The sequence below is a fragment of the Streptomyces sp. NPDC041940 genome, assembly GCF_055589465.1.
In genome coordinates this window covers 26,559-45,101 of sequence record NZ_JBVJBP010000024.1, presented here as the reverse complement: position 1 = coordinate 45,101, position 18,543 = coordinate 26,559, and the positions used below count along the sequence as shown (strand labels likewise).

The following is an 18,543-nucleotide window of genomic DNA, read 5'->3' as shown; positions in this document are numbered from 1 at the left end:
CTATGCCGAACCCCATCCGGCCCACTCTTCGCTGTCTGCAAGATGATCTCGGGATCGCAGTGCCTCCGCCTGGCACACCGCTGGATGAGCTGAGTCATCCACTGATTGAGCGGATACAGCGACAGGCCGATGATGCGCCGACCGAGAAGATCGCTAGCATCGACGACACAGTTCTCTTGAAGTGCAAACCGGGTGGCTCCCGCTGGCGGGGTGCCGTCTGGCAAGATCAAAGCCAGGAGCTGGGCTGGCTTGTTGCTGCTGGAATGCGTACGCAGGGCGACCGATCCGACTTCTACCAGAAGCTTTGTGACGATTGCCAACGCAAGCGCACGGTCCTCAACCAGGCCGGTAGAGAACTGGCGCCCGGTAAGCGGACCTACAGCAAGCATCTGCTGCCTGACGCTGATGATCGGCTTCGTCTAGATGTCGAGCAGAAGTACAGGCTGCTGCAAGAGGCGCGTGAGCTCGTTCCCAACTTGGTTAAGGAAGCGCGAGACGACGCCGGCACCCCCGTGCGCGGTCAGGTTTTCGGCACTCAGGTAGAAGCGTTCGTGTACCGGGCCGTTGGTAGCTACGACGAGCTGTATTTGGGCCTTCGAGTTGTCGGTTCCGCTCCGGAAGGGGTGCACGACATCGTCTTGCAGCTTGCGGTGCCAGAAGCGCTGGCGGAGGACTGGGAGCCTATCGAGGCTCCGCACCGTGACGGTGAGCCTGGCGAGATCTTCTACTTCACCCTGCTTGAGGTTCCACAGCTGCGAACCTAGCACCACAGCTCAAGCCGTTGACGCAACCACCTGATCGAGATGCTTAGTGGCGGTGTGCAGCAGCTGTCGGGCTGATCTGGCCTCGCAGATTTCCTGCTGGCGGACCTGGGCAAGTGACCCAGTGGGCGCCGCGGTCCCTGTGCTTCCTTCGCTGGAGCAACCGCAGCCCCTGCCATTGGTCGGTGAACCGATGCCTCAGCACAAGAACTAAGCGAAATCGATGCCGCGCTCGCTGGCAGCACGTGTACCCGGCGCACTGGGGAGTCGCCCCCAGGAGGAATGATTTCCCCTTTTGCTGGCAGCGGACCGTTCGAGGAGTCATAATGTCCCACCAGGATGTCAATTCTCTCGGGGGTGGCTTCAGTTGGGGAACACAGGCCGCAAAAAGACCGTAGCCTTCTATGAGATTGTCAGGCCTAAAGAAGCGGGAGACCCCAGGTTTGAGCACCTCGATTGGCCAAGAGTTCTAAGCAACCTTGGACGCATCGAAATGCGTCAGCGGCGGTACACGCATGGCGCGGATGTTTACGTAGGTGACCCAATATCAGTGCAGGGCCGTCAGCACCTGGTACTGGCCAGGCTGCGGGATGGGGACATCCAACAGATCGATTGGGAACACAATCACATCTCCGACTTGCGGCTTGACGGAAATCGGAGTGTGGTCGATACTACGATCATTTGTTTCCTCCCCTTCGGTAACGTGATCGGCGTTATTCAGGGAAGCGCTTCCGCACCTCGGCCAACAGCCTTGCAGCGTTGGCTGAATGCCATGAACGTTGTTAATGAAGACTTAGCCGTGATGCCTTTGGTAGGAAAAAAGGCGTGGGATAAGTTGAGTAACGCCGAAGCGGTGAATCTCTTCGAGATGAGGCTCCGCCCGGGTCAAATGATGTTCCCTTCAGACGCCGAGGGGCTAGGGGATTTTTCTCGCCAAGCGCACAAACGGAACCCGGATGCGTTGATCACGCTCACCATGAAGATCCCTAAAAGGCGTGGTTTCGGGCGGGACACTTCGCGCTCGCGTGGGGAACGGCGATTGCGTGAGGACGTTCAGCACTTTATCTCAGACTTTGGCAGTCTTGTCGGGCCTGACGGGGCGGTGGATAGGGCGATCGCACATGTGACGCTGTCGGCTTCAGACGGGTCACTCATAGAGGATCAAATCAACTTCGTGTCCGACCACATCACGGCACAGAAGCCAGTATTCCTGCGTCGGAGCGAAGGGCAGGCTCCCTGGTACGAGGCCGCTGTGCATGCGGTCCTCGACGTGGCGTCGGCCCACGAGGTCGAACTCCGCGACGCTGTCAGACCCGTGCCCTAGGCTCTCACTAGCCGAAGGGGGCAGTGATGGTCAGCGGGGTTCGATTTACTCGGAAAGCTCACAATCTGTGGAGTGAACACCCCTCCGTTGATTGGCTGGGGGCAGTAGTTTGCGTGTCAGTACTGGGTTTATGGCAGCATGGCCACATTCTTCGTGATCACTCTGCGGATCAACGCATGAATGTCTATGCGACAGTCGCTTCAGTTGCGGCAATTATCGGCGGGTTTGGGACTGCTGCCATTAGCCAGTATGCGACTAGCTCCGGTAGGCGGATGACCTTCCTGCGGGAGCGTTTTGGTGAAAGCCTTCGCCGGAACTGGGTGAGCATTCTAACCTCGATGACCACGGTATCTGCTGGCTGTTTAGCCACGATGCTGGGCGATACGGGGAAGGTAATCGGATGGCAGGGGTGGTTCGTTGAATCCCTGCTCTTTCTAGGGCTTCTGCGAGCGGTGCGATTGATCTGGCTTTTCCGCCTCCTTATCGACGTATCTGATCATGACGGTACTAACGCAACAAGAAGCGAGCCAGTGAGAATTATCGATCCGGAAGAAGGTTAATTTGCGTTCAGCTCCGAGGGCTCACGGATATAGTGCGGTCGGCGGAGCGGCTTTGGGCTGGAGCTGCTTTGGCGCGAGTGATCATGGCCCGTAAGCTTTCGGCGCGTCGGGCAGTCTGTGGACCTGCCCGGTAAAGCACGACGTTGGGGCCATGATCTTCGAGGCTCGCGCCAAAGTGGCTGCCTAAAGCCGTGGAGCCGACCGCCCCAGCCACGACGTGCCCCTTCTCTGACGCCAGGTGGCTGATTGCTGTGCGCGCGGCACGGGCGCCGGCCGGGCTGGAGCGGGGCGGAGACAGGAGCGCAGGCCCGGCCGGGGGCCGGGCCGCGCGCGGTGAGCGGAGCGAGCCGCCTTGAACCCGTGAAGAAGGTTGTTACTCAGTAGTGGATGTGATGCGCCACAGGGGTGCGTCGTACTGCTCCGGACGGCTGTTGATGAGCAGTTGGCGCAGGTCCTCGCGCAGGGAGCCGTTGAGGTTCAAGGCCTCGGTGATGCGGCGGAACGTCGTGTGGGTGACTCCGCGGTTCCGGGCCTCGGCTTCGAACTGATCGAGCTGGGACAGTACGGCTTCGGGGGTGAGCCGCAATGGTGGCTGGTCCTTGAGCCATGCGGCCTTGTTGCGCTCGTAGTCGATTTCCGAGTAGCCGCAGATCTCGCGGCTGTGCGCCTCTGCCTCGTCCAGGGTGGCGGTCGTCAGGATGGCGCGGGCCAGCTGGTTGCGGTTCAGTGCCTCGTCCAGGTCGACCTCGTGGACGGTCGGGCCTTCATCGGTGAGGGGAACGGGGAGCCCGGCATCCCGCATCTCGCATGTGCCGCGTACGCCCCGGGCTGTCGCTGCCAGCATTCCGGTTGCCTCGGACGGGTGCCACTGAAGGACCGAGCTGATCGGCTCAACGTCCTTCGCGGCGAAGGCGTGGACAAGTGGGCCCAGCATGCTGCGCAGTTCGTCGAGGGGCAGTTCGCCGTCCAGGCCTGGGCCGGCCACCAGGAGGCGGATCGGCGCGTTCACTTGGCAGCACGCGGCGAGCGTCACCGCGTCGGCAAGCGGGCTCTTCAGTGTCGGCTCATCGCCGCGGGCGAGGATGTCTCCGCCTACGTCCAGGAGGTCGATTGACTCGGGCGACAAGTGGTCGACGAGGTTTTCGAGTTGGTGCGTGATGCCCTCGACTCCGTGGCGGGGGTCGATCAGCGCGATGGTGTGCGGGAGCTCTGCCGCGAGTCGAGGGAGGGTGGAGCCTGCCGGAGCGATCGGGCGGGCCTCGGCCGGCACTGCCCGAACTGCTGGGGTGAGTGGCTTGAGGCCAAGGAAGTTGTCCGGTCCTCGGGGGCCCGGTACTGGGTCGATCAGGAGGCGGTCCCACGCGTACGTGAGGATCACCGCCTGGTCCTCGTCGCCGTAGAGGGCGGCGTGAAGCATTGCGGCGGCGACTGCGTCGCCCCCTCCTCCTGCTGCGACGATCAACCGCATCATGCGGTTCAGCCTACGGGGTACGGGGTTGACCACTCACCCTATAGTGGCTGGAGGCCATAGCCACTTGTGTCGAGAATCGGCCTCAGGCCGGTAGCGGGGTTCCCGACTACTCACCTGGAGCCCACGTTGGGTGAGGAGGACTGATGCCACAGATCGAGGAGGCTCAGCCGAAGTATCTCCAGATCGCGCACTACATCCGTGATCAGATTCTTCGGGGTGACCTGCGGCCGGGGGACGAGGTCCCGTCCGAGCGGCAGTTGGCAGCGGACTGGAAGGTGTCCCGGCCCACGGCTGCACGATCGCTGGAGGCGCTGAGCCATCAAGGGCTCGTCGAGAAGCGTCAAGGTTCGGGCACCTACGTGCGGAGTCTGGAGGTCAACCGACGGGCTCGTGAGCTGTACGGGCGGGCTCGGCAGACCGGCAAGATCTACACGCCCGGTGAGTACGCGGTGATCACCTCGACCGGTTGGATGGAGGCGCCGGCTCACGTCGCTGAAGGGCTGGGCCTGGTCAAGGACCGTCGGGCAGTGCACCGGCGGCGCGTGACCAACAACCAGGACGGGCCGATCACACTGTCCACCTCGTGGTTCGCTCCGGATGTCGGCCACCGTGCGCCGAAGCTGCTTGAGCCGGAGCGCATCGAAGAGGGAACGCTCATGTACGTCGAGAACATGACGGGGCGGCAGGGCAGTTACGCGGAAGATCGGATGTGCGCGCGGGATGCCACGGAGGAGGAAGCCGTGGACCTCCAGCTGGAACCCGGCTCGGCCGTACTGATCGTCCACCATGTCGTCTTCGACCTCCAGGACCGGCCGTTGGAGTTCGCCGAAGCCACCTACCCGCCGCATCGCTGGGCGTTCGAGCAGGGCTACCCGCTCACCTGATGGTTCGGTGAGGTCCCGCCAGTTACGGCGAACGGGTTGCGGATCCAAAGTGGCTAATGCCACTATCCAGAAAGTGGCTAAGGTCACTTGGATCGGAAGGGGGCACGGGTGACGAGTCAGTGGCCGGACGAGGGTGCGCGGTTAAGCTCCCGGGGTTGTCGTGGGCGCGGTTGGAAGCGCGTCGGCTCCCGTGCGGCGCTGGCGCTCTCCACGGCCAACGACCGCCACCGTGTCACATCGAAACGGCGCTGCCTCGACTGTGACGGCAGCGGCAAGGAGTGAGTGCGGATGGCCTACACGATCGACCGCTTTCCTTCCGAGGACTCACCGCGACTCGGTGCCATGACCTTGCACCCCGTCGCGGAGTCCGTGCCTCGGGCTCGGCACTGGTTCCGGAAGTTCCTCGCCCCGTACAACCCGGCCTGCTCGATCGACGACTGCGTGTTGATGATTTCGGAGCTGGTGACCAACGCCGTCCTCTACGGACGGGCGGAGGAGACCTGGGTGGTGCGCGTCGAGTGGTACCGCGTGGGGGCGTCCCTCCGGATCGAGGTGCACAACCCGGGCTTCCCCGCGAACGTCCAGATGCGGCAGCCGGAGGCCAACGACGCCCATGGTCGCGGCCTGCTGCTCGTCGACTCCATCGCCGAGTCGTGGCACTCCGGGCCCAGCCGCTTCGGAGGGACGATGGTCTCCTGTGACGTGGCCGACGCGTGGCCGCCCAGCGCGGGCTTCAGACCCATTCTGTTCTGACGCGACCCGAGCCCGCGGTCCGAGAAACGAACAACCCCCCAGGTCGCTGACCTGGAGGGTTCATGGAGCGGGTGACGAGAATCGAACTCGCGCTCTCAGCTTGGGAAGCTGATGTTCTACCATTAAACTACACCCGCGTAAGACGCCGACGGAGTCGGTGTGCGAACGTTCGCCACTTTACCCCATGTCAGGCCCCGGGTGTTGATGCCGTGGGGCCTGAGGGCGTTTCAGGGGCGGGATGCGGCTGCGGGTCACCGGAGTTGGGGCGTACGGTGGGGGCGTCGGCGAGGGGTCGGGCGGGACCGGAGCGCCGCCTCGAAGGCTGTTCCTTTCATCCCGTACTGTGGCTTTTGTCGTCAGGCAAGCACCAGCCAGACGCGGCTCTTGGGGAAGGGACTCTTGGACTTGATGGAGCGCACCGTCGTCCGTTGTGCCGATGGGCACGTGTTCACCACCGCTTCGTTCCCGATGCAGCAGGCCGAGCGACTCGGCCCGGGTCGGCTGCTCCGGTGCCCGCGGTGTACGCGGCTCCGGAGCGTCGTGCCCGTCAGCTACCAGAAGCGGTAGCGAGCGGAGCGATCGGCGGCGATCGGTGACGATCGGTGGCGAGCAGCGGACAAAGACATAGCCAAAGGGCATAAGGCGCGCGGAGTCGTCCGGTTGTGGTCGCTCCGCGCGCCTTGCGTATCCTCGGGGCGTGCTTCTCTCAGACAAGGACATCCGGGCCGAGATCGACGCCGGACGAGTGCGTATCGATCCGTTTGACGACGTGATGGTGCAGCCCTCGAGCATCGATGTGCGGCTGGACCGCTACTTCCGGGTGTTCGAGAACCACCGGTACCCCCACATCGACCCCTCCGTCGAGCAGAGTGATCTGACCCGGCTCGTGGAGCCGGAGGGGGACGAGCCGTTCATCCTGCACCCGGGGGAGTTCGTCCTCGCCAGTACGTACGAGGTCATCACGCTGCCCGACGATCTCGCCTCCCGGCTGGAGGGCAAGAGCTCGCTGGGGCGGCTGGGGCTCGTCACGCATTCCACGGCTGGATTCATCGACCCGGGGTTCAGCGGGCATGTGACCCTTGAGCTCTCCAACCTCGCCACCCTGCCGATCAAGCTCTGGCCGGGGATGAAGATCGGGCAGCTGTGCATGTTCAAGCTCAGCTCGCCCGCCGAATTCCCCTACGGGAGCGAGCGGTACGGGTCGCGGTACCAGGGACAGCGGGGGCCGACCGCCTCCCGGTCCTTCCTCAATTTCCATCGGACCCAGGTGTGAGCGGCCCCAAGATGAGGGAGAACCTCTCCTACGAGCAGTTCGGCGTCGCCGTGCGCGAGCTCGCGCAGACCATCGCCGACGACGGGTACGAGCCCGACGTGGTGCTGAGCATCGCCCGTGGTGGCGTATTCGTGGCCGGCGGGCTCGCCTACGCCCTGGACTGCAAGAACATCCACCTGGTGAACGTCGAGTTCTACACCGGTGTGGGGACGACCCTCGAGATGCCCGTCATGCTCGCCCCCGTCCCCAACGTGATCGACTTCTCCGAGAAGAAGGTGCTGATCACCGACGACGTCGCCGACACCGGCAAGACGCTCAAGCTGGTCCGCGACTTCTGCCTCGACACCGTCGCCGAGGTGCGCAGCGCCGTGGTCTACGAGAAGTCCCAGTCGCTGGTGAAGTGCGAGTACGTGTGGAAGCGGACCGATGAGTGGATCAACTTCCCGTGGTCCGTGGAACCGCCGGTCGTGCGGCGGGACGGGCAGGTCCTCGACGCCTGACCGTCGGCGGTAGAAGGGCAGAGGAAAAGGGGGCTCCCTGGGAGCCCCCTTACTCATGCGGAACCTCAGACCGTGCCCAGCTTCACGATCGACAGCAGTGCGATCAGCTGGATCGCCGACGCGCCCAGCGCCTTCGGCCAGGGGAGGTCGTGGGAGCGGCTGACCATGAGGGTCAGGAGGGCGCCGCCCGCGATCCAGGTGGCCCAGCCCACGAGCTGTACGAACGTCGCGTCGCCGCCGGCGAACATCGCGAAGACCAGGCGGGGCGCGTCCGTGAGGGACATGATCAGCATGGACAGGCCGACCGTGGGCTGCCAGGCGCCGTCGCCGCCGAGCTGGCGGGCCAGGGTGTGGGTGACCACGCCCAGGATGAACGCGCTGATCGCCATCGCGACGGCCGTCGTCAGGACGATCGGGATCGCGTTCGACAGTGTGGCGTTTATCGCATCGTTGCGGGCGCCGTCGAAGCCGAAGACGGCGAGCAGGCCGTAGAGGAGCGTGACGATGAGGGCCGGGCCCCACATCGAGTAGTCGCGCATCTGGAGGAACGTCTGGTTGGGGGAGAGGACGATCCCCCGGAGCAGGGCCTTCCAGTGCAGACGCGGGCCGACCGGGCCGGGCGGCGGGCCCGCAGCGCCGGCGCGGTAGGTGTCGCCCTGGTTGTAGGGGTCCTCGCCGACCGAGAAGGCCTGGGTGTGGCCCGGGTTGTTCGCCGCGTACGGGTCGGGCGGGCCCTGCGGGCCGGGCGGGTACGCGCCGTCGCCGAAGTACTCCGGCTCGCCCTGACCGCCGTAGCCGCCGCCGGGGCCGCCACGGGGGCCGCCGCCGGGCCCGGCGTTCGCCTGCGGCCAGGTGGGGCCGCCGCCGTTGCCGTACGGCTGCTGCTGCGGGTACGGCTGCGGCGCCGGCGGGTAACCGTACGACGGTCCCTGCGGCGTCTGCTGCCCGTGCGGGGGGTTTTGCGGTCGCGTCTGAGGAGCGCCGTTGTTCCGGCCGCGTCCGATCCTGAATCCAGCCACGTCTTCGAACGTACCTGGTCCCGGGCGGTGGCGTGCCGGGCCCGGGCTTCCGGGCCCGGCTTTGCGGCCGAGCTGTGACATCCCTTAGGGGGTAAGCCCCTTCAGGAACTCATGGGTTGTCAGGGTTCGGACGTAGGGTCCCCGCCCCGGGCCCGAACGGTGGCGTCAGCCCAGCATGTCCTGGCCCAGTCTCAGGTAGTCCGTCGTCGACATGCCCAGGGAGCCGGGGCCGAAGCTGATCGCGTTCTTCGTGATCACGCCCGAGGCCGAGCCGCGCAGGCTGTAGAGGGAGCCGGAGGGGTGGTTCTCGCCGTCGGAGCCCACGGACAGGTCCGCCTTGCCGTCGCCGGTGAGGTCGGACAGGCGTACGGACGCGCCGAAGCGGTCGGCGGACTCGGCGGTGCCGGGGACGCCCTCCGTGTTCTGGGTGAACGACTGGGCGCCGGTGGTGGTCAGGCCGGTGGCCGAGCCGCGCAGGACGGTGACGCCGCCGGCGATCTCCGCGGTACCGACGTCCTCGTGGATCGTGCCGATGGCCAGGTCGCCGTAGCCGTCGCCGTTGATGTCCCCGATGGAGAGGTCGTTGCCGAACCAGTCGCCCTCCTCGTCCGCGCCGGGGACGCCGGGGGTGTCCTGGTCGATCGTCGTCCGGGGGCTGGTGCGGGCGCCGTCGGCGCTGCCGGGGTAGACGCTGACCGAGCCGCCGAGGCTCTTGCTGTCGCCGCCGTAGTCCGCCGTGACGACGTCGTCGTAGCCGTCGCCGTCGAGGTCGCCGACGGTGGCCAGCTCCCAGCCGCCGCTCTTGAGGAACGTCTGGTGGGTGAGGCCCGAGGCGGAGCCGAGGAAGACCATCGCGCCGTCCTCGTACGTCGATGCCTCGCTGCCGGTGGCCACCAGGTCGTCGGTGCCGTCGCCGTTGATGTCGCCGGCCGCGAGGCTCTGGGCACCGGCGAGGCCCGCGCCGCCGCGGAGGCCGGTGGCGAGTTCGTCGCGGGCGGTCGAGCCCGAGGCCTTGGTGAAGTTCCGGTGGACCCAGACGTCGCTGCCGGTGCTGCCGACGGCCAGGTCCGGGCGGCCGTCGCCGGAGAAGTCGCCGACCGCGAGGGACATGCCGTACTCGTTGTGGGCCGAAGCCGCCGGGTCGGAGACGCCCTTGCCGCCCGACAGGCCGCTCTTGCCGCCCCAGACGACGGTGACGGAGCCGCCGTCGACGTCGGAGTCGACGTCCTCGCCGGTGCTGCCGATCACCAGGTCGGCGTACCCGTCGGCGTTCAGGTCGCCGGAGGTGAGGGTCTTGCCGAACCGGTCGCCCTGCTCGGCGGTGCCGGGGATGCCGGCCGTGTCCTGGGTGAGGACGGTGCGGCGGGCGGCGCTGATGCCGTTCGCGGAGCCGTAGGTGATGACGACGGCGCCCGCGTCCCTCTTGCCGCCGACCGGGGTGTAGGGCGCGGCGGCGGCGAGGTCGCGGTAGCCGTCGCCGTTGAAGTCGTCGGCGTGCTCGGCCGGTGCCGCGGAGGCCGGGGCCGCAAGGGTGAGCGGCGTGAGTCCGGCGGTCAGCAGGGCGGCGGCGATGACGGCCGCTGTCTGCCTGCGCATGGGTGTTCCTCCTGGTAGGGGGTGGTGGGCAGGGGCGGTCAGCCCGCGAGGACGTCGCCGAAGTAGGCGTCGCCCGCCGGGCCGCCCACCGTCGCGGCGCCGAAGGACGTGGAGCCGGTGGCCGTGACGCCGGACGCGGTGGACTTCAGCAGCCAGACGGCGCCGTCGGCGGTGTTCTCGGCGGAGGCGCTCGCCACCAGCTCCGCGCGGCCGTCGCCGCTCGCGTCGGTGAGCCGCACGGCGTAGCCGAAGGAGTCGTACGCCTCGGCGGCGCCGGGGACGCCGGCGGTGTCCTGGGAGAAGGACTTGGCGCCGCTGCCGGTCAGGCCGGAGGCGGAGCCGCGCAGGACGGTGACGGTGCCCGCCTGCTTCTTCGAGCCGATGGCCTCGTACGGCGCGCCGACCGCGATGTCGGCGTAGCCGTCGCCGTTCGTGTCGCCGGCCGACAGGCTCCAGCCGAAGCGGTCGTTCTTCTCGGCGGAGCCGGGTACGCCCGTGGTGTCCTGGGTGATGCGGACGGGGGTGCGGGTGCTCAGGCCGCCGGAGGCGCCGTAGGTCACCGTGATCGCGCCGCCGGGGCCGCCGTTCGGCTCGTCCGCCGACTTCTCCATGAAGTTGCCGGTGACGATGTCGCCGAAGCCGTCCTTGTTCACGTCCGCGATGACGGCCGTGTAGCCGCCCGCGACCTTGGCGCCCGGGGTCGGGCCGGTGGCGGAGCCCTTGTACAGCACGCTGCGGGTGCGGTAGCCGTCGCCGACCGTCTCCTGGCCCATGACCAGCAGGTCCGTCCTGCCGTCGCCGGTGACGTCACCTGCGATGAGGTTGTCGGTGTTGATGCCGGTCTGGGCCGAGGTGTCGACGCTGGTGAGCTCGGTGGCCTTGCCGGTGCGGGAGACCGGGCCCTCGAAGACGTTCAGCTCGGGGTAGGCGAGGTTCGCGGCGGCCAGGTCGGTGTCGCCGTCGCCGTCGAAGTCGCCGGTGGCGACGGACCAGCCCAGCTCGTTGCGGTTCTCGGGGAGCGGGGCGGACACGTCGGTGGCGGTCTTCAGGCCGCTCGCGCCGCCCCAGACGACGGTGAGCACGCCCGAGTCGCCGGTGGAGCCGATCTGCTCGGCGTGCACACCCACGATCAGGTCCGTGTAGCCGTCGTCGTCCAGGTCGCCGGTGGTCATACGGTCGCCGAAGTAGTCCTGCGACTCCGGGACGCCCGGGATGCCGCTGGTGGCCTGGCTGATGATCTGGCGCTTGGAGCTGTCCAGGCCGTTCGCCGTGCCGTAGACGACGGCGACGTAACCGGCCGCGGCCTTGCCGTCGATCTTGCCGAGCGGGGCGGCGATCGCGAGGTCGCGGTGGCCGTCGCCGTTGAAGTCGCCGGACAGGCCGGAGGGCGCGGCGGTGGCCGTCGTGGCGGGCAGGGCGGTGAGCAGGCCGGTGGTCAGGGCCGTGGCCAGGAGGAGGGTGCGCTTACGCATCGAGTCCCCGTTTCGCTGTGGAGTGGTGGTCAGGAGTTGAGCGCGGTGCCGTAGCCCGGCGCCCCGGCCGTCGAGACGCCCGTCGTGCCCGGGCCGAAGCTCGTCGAGCCGGTGCCCGTGAGGCCGGTGGCCGTGCCGCGCAGGGACCAGACCGCGCCGTCGCCGTTCTCGCCCGGCGCGGAGACGGACAGGTCGGCGCGGCGGTCGCCGGTGTGGTCGGTGAGCGTGACGCGCTCGCCGAAGCGGTCGCCCTTCTCGGAACCGCCGGGCACGCCCGCGGTGTTCTGGGTGTACGACGTCGCGCCCTTGGTGGTCAGGCCGGACGCCGAGCCGTACAGCACGGTGACGGCACCGGCGGCGGAGTTCTCGCCCGCGGTGCCCACGGCCAGGTCGGCGTACCCGTCGCCGTTGACGTCGCCGAGCGAGACGCCGCTGCCGAAGCGGTCGCCCTTCTCGGCGGCGCCGGGCACACCGGCGGTGTCCTGGGTGAGGACGAGCGGGGCGCGGTTCGTGTCCCGGCCCTCGGGTCCGCCGTAGACGACGGTGACCTTGCCGCCGAGGGCGCCCGCCGGGTCGGCGGAGGTCTCGCGTTCGTTGCCGACGGCGATGTCGGCGTAGCCATCCTTGTCGATGTCCGCCACGGCGGAGACGTAGCCGGCGGGCAGGTTCTGCAGCCAGTCGGTGTAGTTGCCGATCTCCATGTCGGCCAGGGCGGTGGTGGCGTCGTCGGTGCCCTTCGCGCGGCCGTGCAGGATCACCCGGGGGTGGCCGTCGCCGGTGACGGCGCCGGCGGACAGCTGGGTGACGCCGTACGACGTGGACCACACGTCGTTGCGCGAGCCCGAACCGCCGCTGTGCGCGCCGGACCTGGCGATCGGTCCGGCGACGAGGGAGAGGGTGATCGGGCCCGTGGAGCCGACCGCCACGTCGGGGTCGCCGTCGTTGTCGAAGTCGCCCGCGGCGAGGGTCTGGCCGTAGCGGTCGTAGTCGGAGCTGAAGAAGCTGAACAGCGAACGGGCGCCGGACAGGCCGGACTTCGAGCCCCAGACGATGGTGACGGTGCCGTCGTTGGTGTCGCTGCCGTCCTCGCCGGGCGTGCCGACCAGCAGGTCGGCGTAGCCGTCGGTGTCGAGGTCCACGGAGGCGAGGGCCGAGCCGAAGGCGTCGTCGGCCTCGGCGGCGCCCGGCATCCCGGCGGTGTCCTGGGTGAGGAGCGTGCGCGTCGAGGTCTTCGGCCCGCTCGCGCTGCCGTAGACCACGGACACGGCGCCCGCCTTCGCCTTCCCGGCGACCGTGGCGCCCGGGGCGCCGATCGCCAGGTCCTTGCGGCCGTCGCCGTTGAAGTCGTAAGGGGCGGCGGCGGGCGCGGCGTGCGCGGCGGGGGCGGAGAGGGTGAGGGCGAGCGGGGTGAGGGCCGCCGCGAGTACGGCGGCGGAGAGACGGGTCCGCATGGGGGTGGCTGCCTCGCTGTGAAGTCGTCGGTACGTCACTGGGCGATGGCCCAGGCGAAGTTGGCGCCGCCCTTGAGGGAGACGTCGCGGGCCGAGAGGAACTTCGCCCCGGAGGTGGTCAGGCCGGAGGCGGCGCCGCGCAGGACGGTGGCCGCGCCGTAGCCGTTCTCGTAGCCGGCGCCGCTGACCAGGTCGGCCTTGCCGTTCTTGTCGAGGTCGACGAGGCGCACCGACATGCCGAAGCCGTCCATGGTCTCGCTGCTGCCGGGCACGCCGGCGGTGTCCTGCGTGTAGGACTTGGAGCCCTTGCCGGTCAGCCCGGAGGCCGAGCCGAACAGGATGGTCACCGAGCCGCCGTCCTCGACCGAGCCGAGGTCCTCGCCCCAGGCGCCGACCGCGATGTCGGCGTAGCCGTCGCCGTTGACGTCCCCGGCGCTGATCGCCGAGCCGAACAGGTCGCCGTTCTCGCCGGCGCCGGGCACGCCCGTGCTGTCCTGGTGGATCACGGTCGGCGTCTGCGCCGGGTCGGGTCCTGTGGGGCCGCCGTACCAGACGGTGATCTGGCCGCCCTTGTGGCCGCCGGGCCTGTCGGCACGCGGTTCCTGGTAGTCGCCGAGGACCATGTCGCCGTAGCCGTCGCCGTTGACGTCGGCGACCGTGCCCTTCTCGCCGTCCGCCGTGGGCAGGTAGGTGCGGGCGTACTTGGTGCCGGTCCAGCGGTGGTAGCTGATCTCGCCGCCCGCGTCGCCGTCGACGAGGAAGGGGTACACGCGCTCGGCGGCGCCGTCCCCGCTCATGTCGCCCGCGAACACCTCGTACGTCGATCCGAACTCGCCGATGCTGGAGTGGCTCCTGGGGCCGGTCGTACGGCTGAAGGGGCCCATGTAGAGACGCGTGCGGCTCTGGCCGGTGATCGTCACGTCCGTCGCGCCGTCCCCGTTGAAGTCGCCGGTCTCGACGCCGGAGGAGAAGCCGCCCCACTCGGACAGGTCGGACGGCTGGGGGAGGCCCTTGCCGCCGGACAGGCCGTTCTTGCCGCCCCAGATGACGGTGGCCGAGCCGACCCCGTCCCGGTCGCCGATGGCCTCGTACTGGGCGCCGACGACCAGGTCGGAGTAGCCGTCCTTGTCCAGGTCACCGGCGGCGAGGCTGGTGCCGAAGCGGTCGTCGGACTCGGCGGTGCCGGGGACGCCCGCGGAGTTCTGCGTGATCACGGTCTTCTTCGCCGCCGAGACGCCGGACGCCGAGCCGTACAGCACGACGACCGCCCCGGCGCTCTGCACCGAGCCGACGTCGGCACTCATCGCGCCGATGGCGACGTCCCGGTATCCGTCGCCGTTGAAGTCACCGGCGAGCCCGGAGGGAGCGGCGGTCGCGGGGGTGGTGACGGTGAGGAGGCCGGTGGTGAGGGTGGCGGCGAGGAGGAAGGTGCGGGTGCGCAAGGCGGGGCTCCGGGTGGGGAGTGGTGGAGTGGCGTGGAGTGGAGCGGTGTGGGGTGGGTGGGGCGACCGGGTGTGGGGGCGGGGTCGGTCGTTCCCGGTGTGGAGAGGTGGAGAGGGGAGGGCGGGGGTGCGGGGCGTGCGGCAGGTCAGGCGGTGGGGGCGGAACGCGGGGGCGTCGGGGGCGTCCGGGGAGGGGGCGTGGCCCTGCCGGTCGTAGCCGTGGCGATGCCGGTCGTGGCCGTAGTGATGCCTGTCGTCGCCGTTGTGATGCCCGTCGTACCCGTAGCGGTGCCGGTCGTGGCCGTGCCGGCGGTCGCGGGCATGAGCAACCCGCCCGTCGGCGCGGCCGGGGCGGTGGCCGTCGCGAGGGCGGGGCGCGGGTGCGGACGCCTCTGCGGGCGTCGTCGCCGGTGCTGGTCCTGGTCCATGCGGGAGTCTCCTGCGGCACGCGGGATGCCTGGCGGGCATCCACCGTCGATGAAGTGCCGGGACCGTCCGTGTTCGGCGGTGGTTGACCGGGCGTTCACGGGTGGTCGGCGATCAGGAGACCTGTGTGGGGACGTAAGGGTTGTACGTGAGTTCGGTTAATTCGTTTACTTCTTGAGGCGACCCGGCCCGCACCGGCCGGTACCGCATGTCCACCGCGGCCTGTGGTCGTCCCCGACGCCAGGCGGGCACGAGAACGGGGCCCCGCCAGGCGCCGCCGTAGATCCTGCTGGGATCGAGGAGGCGTCTCAGCCGGGCCGGCCGCCCAGCACCGCGCCGGTCTTCTCGAAGTACTCCCGGACGAGGCCGGGGCAGGAGGTCGCCCCGTCATCGGGATTCCTCCGTGGATACGCCCGCCTTCAGGCCGGAGAGGAAACGGACTGCTGCGGAGCAGGGGAGGGAAAGCCGATGCGCCCTTCCCCGAACCGCTTGACATCGCCAACGAGCCCTTGACTTCGTGGCATCGGTCGATCATCTGCCGGTGGCAGTAACCCTTCGGCCTGGCGCTCCGGCCCTCCAGCCATCCCGGGACCGGCAGCAGATCCCGCACCAGCGCCCACTCCCCATCACTCACAGGACCTTGTCGGTGATGGTTGAGATCGTCTGGTGGGAGACGTCGGTGCCGTAGGCCTCGGCCAGGTGAGCCTTCTTACAGTCCCCCTAGCCGCGATGTTTGGAACGCTGGCGGCGGTTCGAGCGTGCCTCGAAGGGCCCGGGCCGCCGCTCCGAGGCGAGTGATGCGGTGCCGGGGGTTCTCTAAATTCGGACGGGGCGCTCTGGGGGGACGTTGATGGGCTGAGGGGCCGTGGGTGTTGGGCTTGATGCTTCGCGGGTGTGCCAGCTGTCCGATTTGATCTTGGTGATGGACCAGTACTTGGCGGGGTAGACCACGCAGAACATCATCAGTGTGTACAGCGGCACCAACAGCGGCGCGGTCAGCCGTTCAGTAGGGCTGAGACCGGGGCGGAGGATGGCGTAGAAGAGCGCTTCAGCCAGAAGGAATACGCCGGCGGTGGCGAACGCGTGGGGGAGGAAGCTGGGAGTTCCGCTGCGCCAGACGTTTACGGCCAGGCCGATGTAGAGGATGGGCAGCAGGGCTTCCGTGCACACTTCGATGAGCCGGGTGGTCAGGGGAGCAGTGGGCAGATTGGTGAGTTCCCAGGGGATGAATCGCCATCCTGACTTGCCCCAGCGCAGGCGCTGTCGGTAGGTGCCCTTGATGGTGACGGGCATGTCGGTCGTGACGTAGGCGCGGGGAACGGAGACGACGCGGCCGCGCAGGAGGGCGTAGTCGCACAGTTGCCGGTCGTCGCCGTCTTTACCGGAGGCCAGGTAGTGCTTGAGGTTGTCGAAGAGGATGGCTGCCCGGTACAGGGACAGGGCGCCGGACGTGGGGTTGACGACGCCGAGTGTGGAGCGCAGGCCGCGGCTGAGGACGCAGAAGATGAACAGGTTGAGGTCCGACAGCCGGGCCAGCAGGCTGGCATGCCGGTTGCGCACCAGGACGGTGCCGGTGCAGGCCTGGATGCGCGGGTCGTTCATGACGCGCATCATCTGCCAGACGGCGTCCTCGTGGACTTCGGAGTCGGAGTCAACGGTCAGGACGTAGTCGAAGCTCTGGCCGTGTTGGCGCATGTAACGGATTGCTGCGGCTTGTGCAGCGCGTTTTCCACCGTTGGGCTGGCGGTGCCAGGTGACGAGTGGGTGTTCGAAGGGGACGACCGGTGTGGTGGACCCGTCGTCGACGACGTGGATGGCGTCCACCGGGCGGGATTGGTTGATCAGCGACCACACCGTCGCGTAAAGCCCTTGGAGGTTCTCCTCGTTGTAGGACGGAATGATCGCGACGACAGTCCCGGGCGCGGACCGCTTGTAGCTGCTGCGGCCGGGGAAGGCGGCCAGCACCATGTACAGCAGCACCGACGCGGTGAGCAGAAGGTAGTAGATCCCCAGGAACAGCCCGGAGACGTGGTTGATGGAATGGTTGGCGGTGGCCCAGATGGCCACCGCCCCCATCACCATCACGGTGGCCGCTGTCTGCAGCCACTTGCGTGAGGTCTTAGCCGGCATACCGATTCTTTCGGGTGGCGACGCGGTAGGTGAGGCTGCCCGCGACGATCAGTGCGACGACGAGCGCCGCGACGAGGCTGAGGGATGCGGAGAACCCGAGGATGGTGAAGCCGACGCCGGTCTGAGCCAGCGTTCCCTTGCCGTACATGAGCAGGGGTGTCCTTTCGGTGCGGTGAGCTACAGATGCTCGATGTGGTCGCCGGGCGGGATCGCTCGGCGGGTGTCCAGCACGTACGAGGCGTGTGCATGGACAAGCTGCGGGTCGAATTCGGGGTGATCGGTCAGCACCACGACGGCGTCGGCGGCGGCGAGCTGCGCGGCTTCGAGCCGGGTGCTCACGGGCAGTCCGGTGTCGTCGCCGACGTGCGGGTCGACGACGGTGCAGTAGGCGCCGCGTGCGGCGAGCGCGTCGATCACGTGGCGGGCCGGCGATTCGCGTTGGTCGCTGGTGCCGGGTTTGTAGGACAGGCCCAGGGCCAGGATGCGTGCGCCTGTGAGGCACTTGGAGCGCTTGTTCAGAGCGGCTTGCAGGCGATCGACGACGTAGAGGGGCTGGCGTTCGTTGACTTCCTGAGCGAGTTCGACGAAGCGGAACGTTTCTCCAAGGCGTTGGCGCACATGATGGGAGAGGTAGACCGGGTCGATGGGAAGGCAGTGCCCACCCACTCCGGGGCCCGGAGTGAAGCGCATGAACCCGAACGGTTTGGTCGCTGCGCAGTCCAGCGCGTTGCCGACGTCGATGTTGAGCAGGTGCCCCAGCTTGGCGAGTTCGTTGACCAGGGCGATGTTGACGTGGCGGAAGGTGTTCTCGAATACCTTGGCCAGTTCGGCCTCTTCCAGTCCGGACGCCGGCACGGTGACCTCGACGACGGAGTCGTAGAAGGCCTTGACGCGGGTCAGGCAGCCCTCGGTGAGGCCGGCGACGACCTTCGGGGTGTTCTCCAGCTTCCAGGTGGTGTTGCCCGGGTCAATGCGCTCGGGGCTGAATCCGACATGGAAGTCGCGGCCGGCTATGAGGCCCGAACCTTCCTCCAGCAGGGGGATCAGCACATCCCGCGTGGTGCCGGGGTACGTGGTCGATTCCAGCACCACGGTGGCCCCTGGCTCCAGCCGTTCGGCCAGGACCCGCCCGGCGTCCCGGACACAGCTCAGGTCCGGGGCCCGGTCGGTCAGCGGCGTCGGCACGGTGATGACCGCGACGTCGAAGCCCTTGAGGTCCTGCGGGTCCGAGGTGGCGGTGTAATTGCCCGAACCGAGCACCGCCTGAAGGCGGCTGGACTCGATGTCCTCGACGTACGACGATCCGGCGGCCAGCCTCTCGCAACGCGGCCGGTCGGGTTCGTAGCCGGTCACACTGTGACCGGCCTCGGCGGCCCTCACGGCCAGGGGCAGGCCGACATAGCCCTGCCCCAGCACACATATGTGCATGGTGGATTCCTCACCCCTGAAGTACGGCCGCCTGTTCCTGAAGCAGGCGGCCG

17 protein-coding genes and 1 tRNA gene are annotated in these 18,543 nt (G+C 68.2%); 7 read left to right on the top strand and 11 right to left on the bottom strand.

The window, feature by feature from the left end:
• Window positions 1-2 precede the first annotated feature (2 nt).
• From ACZ6I3_RS31990 to ACZ6I3_RS31980, 3 genes are all read left to right on the top strand, one after another.
• Complete coding sequence (locus tag ACZ6I3_RS31990) at window positions 3-764, top strand: hypothetical protein (protein WP_469419385.1); 762 nt, start codon at window positions 3-5, stop codon at window positions 762-764.
• Window positions 765-1,311: 547 nt separating this feature from the next.
• Window positions 1,312-2,085, top strand: a complete 774-nt coding sequence (locus tag ACZ6I3_RS31985; RefSeq protein ID WP_469419384.1) for a hypothetical protein — start codon at window positions 1,312-1,314, stop codon at window positions 2,083-2,085.
• Between the two features lie 113 nt (window positions 2,086-2,198).
• Window positions 2,199-2,645 (top strand): hypothetical protein, encoded by a 447-nt coding sequence (locus ACZ6I3_RS31980; protein ID WP_469419383.1) that lies wholly within the window; start codon window positions 2,199-2,201, stop codon window positions 2,643-2,645.
• Between the two features lie 373 nt (window positions 2,646-3,018).
• Here ACZ6I3_RS31980 and ACZ6I3_RS31975 read toward each other — a convergent pair whose 3' ends face one another.
• Entirely contained in the window at window positions 3,019-4,116 is a 1,098-nt protein-coding gene (locus ACZ6I3_RS31975) for a DUF1152 domain-containing protein (RefSeq protein WP_469419382.1), read from the bottom strand.
• A 143-nt stretch (window positions 4,117-4,259) separates the two neighbouring features.
• Between ACZ6I3_RS31975 and ACZ6I3_RS31970 the strand changes: the two genes are divergently transcribed.
• Together ACZ6I3_RS31970 and ACZ6I3_RS31965 are read left to right on the top strand one after the other, a co-directional pair.
• The gene (locus ACZ6I3_RS31970; RefSeq protein WP_469419381.1) at window positions 4,260-5,000 is read left to right on the top strand and encodes a GntR family transcriptional regulator; all 741 of its coding nucleotides are present in this window, start codon (window positions 4,260-4,262) and stop codon (window positions 4,998-5,000) included.
• Between the two features lie 288 nt (window positions 5,001-5,288).
• The gene (locus tag ACZ6I3_RS31965; RefSeq protein WP_469419379.1) at window positions 5,289-5,753 is read left to right on the top strand and encodes an ATP-binding protein; all 465 of its coding nucleotides are present in this window, start codon (window positions 5,289-5,291) and stop codon (window positions 5,751-5,753) included.
• 63 nt (window positions 5,754-5,816) lie between these two features.
• Here ACZ6I3_RS31965 and ACZ6I3_RS31960 read toward each other — a convergent pair.
• Window positions 5,817-5,890 (bottom strand) — tRNA-Gly (locus ACZ6I3_RS31960).
• A 560-nt stretch (window positions 5,891-6,450) separates the two neighbouring features.
• Between ACZ6I3_RS31960 and dcd the strand changes: the two genes are divergently transcribed.
• Entirely contained in the window at window positions 6,451-7,026 is a 576-nt protein-coding gene (gene dcd / locus ACZ6I3_RS31955; protein ID WP_469419377.1) for a dCTP deaminase, read from the top strand.
• Between the two features lie 11 nt (window positions 7,027-7,037).
• On the top strand, window positions 7,038-7,526 hold the full coding sequence (locus ACZ6I3_RS31950; RefSeq protein ID WP_469419375.1) for a phosphoribosyltransferase: 489 nt from the start codon (window positions 7,038-7,040) through the stop codon (window positions 7,524-7,526).
• Between the two features lie 65 nt (window positions 7,527-7,591).
• On the opposite strand, the gene ACZ6I3_RS31945 is transcribed toward ACZ6I3_RS31950, so the two are convergent.
• From ACZ6I3_RS31945 to ACZ6I3_RS31905, 9 genes are all read right to left on the bottom strand, one after another.
• Complete coding sequence (locus ACZ6I3_RS31945; protein ID WP_469419373.1) at window positions 7,592-8,626, bottom strand: Yip1 family protein; 1,035 nt, start codon at window positions 8,624-8,626, stop codon at window positions 7,592-7,594.
• A gap of 84 nt (window positions 8,627-8,710) precedes the next feature.
• Window positions 8,711-10,141, bottom strand: a complete 1,431-nt coding sequence (locus ACZ6I3_RS31940; RefSeq protein WP_469419371.1) for an FG-GAP-like repeat-containing protein — start codon at window positions 10,139-10,141, stop codon at window positions 8,711-8,713.
• A gap of 38 nt (window positions 10,142-10,179) precedes the next feature.
• Complete coding sequence (locus ACZ6I3_RS31935; RefSeq protein WP_469419369.1) at window positions 10,180-11,613, bottom strand: FG-GAP-like repeat-containing protein; 1,434 nt, start codon at window positions 11,611-11,613, stop codon at window positions 10,180-10,182.
• A 29-nt stretch (window positions 11,614-11,642) separates the two neighbouring features.
• Window positions 11,643-13,064, bottom strand: a complete 1,422-nt coding sequence (locus ACZ6I3_RS31930) for an FG-GAP-like repeat-containing protein (RefSeq protein WP_469419368.1) — start codon at window positions 13,062-13,064, stop codon at window positions 11,643-11,645.
• Between the two features lie 35 nt (window positions 13,065-13,099).
• Window positions 13,100-14,506 (bottom strand): FG-GAP-like repeat-containing protein, encoded by a 1,407-nt coding sequence (locus ACZ6I3_RS31925; protein WP_469419367.1) that lies wholly within the window; start codon window positions 14,504-14,506, stop codon window positions 13,100-13,102.
• Window positions 14,507-14,652: 146 nt separating this feature from the next.
• Window positions 14,653-14,934, bottom strand: a complete 282-nt coding sequence (locus ACZ6I3_RS31920; RefSeq protein ID WP_469419365.1) for a hypothetical protein — start codon at window positions 14,932-14,934, stop codon at window positions 14,653-14,655.
• Window positions 14,935-15,748: 814 nt separating this feature from the next.
• Entirely contained in the window at window positions 15,749-17,062 is a 1,314-nt protein-coding gene (locus tag ACZ6I3_RS31915) for a glycosyltransferase family 2 protein (protein ID WP_469419363.1), read from the bottom strand.
• Window positions 17,052-17,210: a hypothetical protein gene (locus ACZ6I3_RS31910; protein WP_469419362.1), complete on the bottom strand. Its 159-nt coding sequence runs from the start codon at window positions 17,208-17,210 to the stop codon at window positions 17,052-17,054. The genes ACZ6I3_RS31915 and ACZ6I3_RS31910 overlap by 11 nt, the downstream gene beginning before the upstream one ends.
• Window positions 17,211-17,239: 29 nt before the next feature.
• Entirely contained in the window at window positions 17,240-18,490 is a 1,251-nt protein-coding gene (locus tag ACZ6I3_RS31905) for a nucleotide sugar dehydrogenase (protein WP_469419361.1), read from the bottom strand.
• Window positions 18,491-18,543 lie beyond the last annotated feature (53 nt).

Coding starts and splice junctions, on each gene's coding strand:
- ACZ6I3_RS31990 (WP_469419385.1), top strand. CDS start 3: ATGCCGAACCCCATCCGGCCCACTCTTCGCTGTCTGCAAGATGATCTC.
- ACZ6I3_RS31975 (WP_469419382.1), bottom strand. CDS start 4,116: ATGATGCGGTTGATCGTCGCAGCAGGAGGAGGGGGCGACGCAGTCGCC.
- ACZ6I3_RS31970 (WP_469419381.1), top strand. CDS start 4,260: ATGCCACAGATCGAGGAGGCTCAGCCGAAGTATCTCCAGATCGCGCAC.
- ACZ6I3_RS31965 (WP_469419379.1), top strand. CDS start 5,289: ATGGCCTACACGATCGACCGCTTTCCTTCCGAGGACTCACCGCGACTC.
- ACZ6I3_RS31950 (WP_469419375.1), top strand. CDS start 7,038: ATGAGGGAGAACCTCTCCTACGAGCAGTTCGGCGTCGCCGTGCGCGAG.
- ACZ6I3_RS31945 (WP_469419373.1), bottom strand. CDS start 8,626: ATGTCACAGCTCGGCCGCAAAGCCGGGCCCGGAAGCCCGGGCCCGGCA.
- ACZ6I3_RS31940 (WP_469419371.1), bottom strand. CDS start 10,141: ATGCGCAGGCAGACAGCGGCCGTCATCGCCGCCGCCCTGCTGACCGCC.
- ACZ6I3_RS31935 (WP_469419369.1), bottom strand. CDS start 11,613: ATGCGTAAGCGCACCCTCCTCCTGGCCACGGCCCTGACCACCGGCCTG.
- ACZ6I3_RS31930 (WP_469419368.1), bottom strand. CDS start 13,064: ATGCGGACCCGTCTCTCCGCCGCCGTACTCGCGGCGGCCCTCACCCCG.
- ACZ6I3_RS31920 (WP_469419365.1), bottom strand. CDS start 14,934: ATGGACCAGGACCAGCACCGGCGACGACGCCCGCAGAGGCGTCCGCAC.
- ACZ6I3_RS31915 (WP_469419363.1), bottom strand. CDS start 17,062: ATGCCGGCTAAGACCTCACGCAAGTGGCTGCAGACAGCGGCCACCGTG.
- ACZ6I3_RS31910 (WP_469419362.1), bottom strand. CDS start 17,210: ATGTACGGCAAGGGAACGCTGGCTCAGACCGGCGTCGGCTTCACCATC.
- ACZ6I3_RS31905 (WP_469419361.1), bottom strand. CDS start 18,490: ATGCACATATGTGTGCTGGGGCAGGGCTATGTCGGCCTGCCCCTGGCC.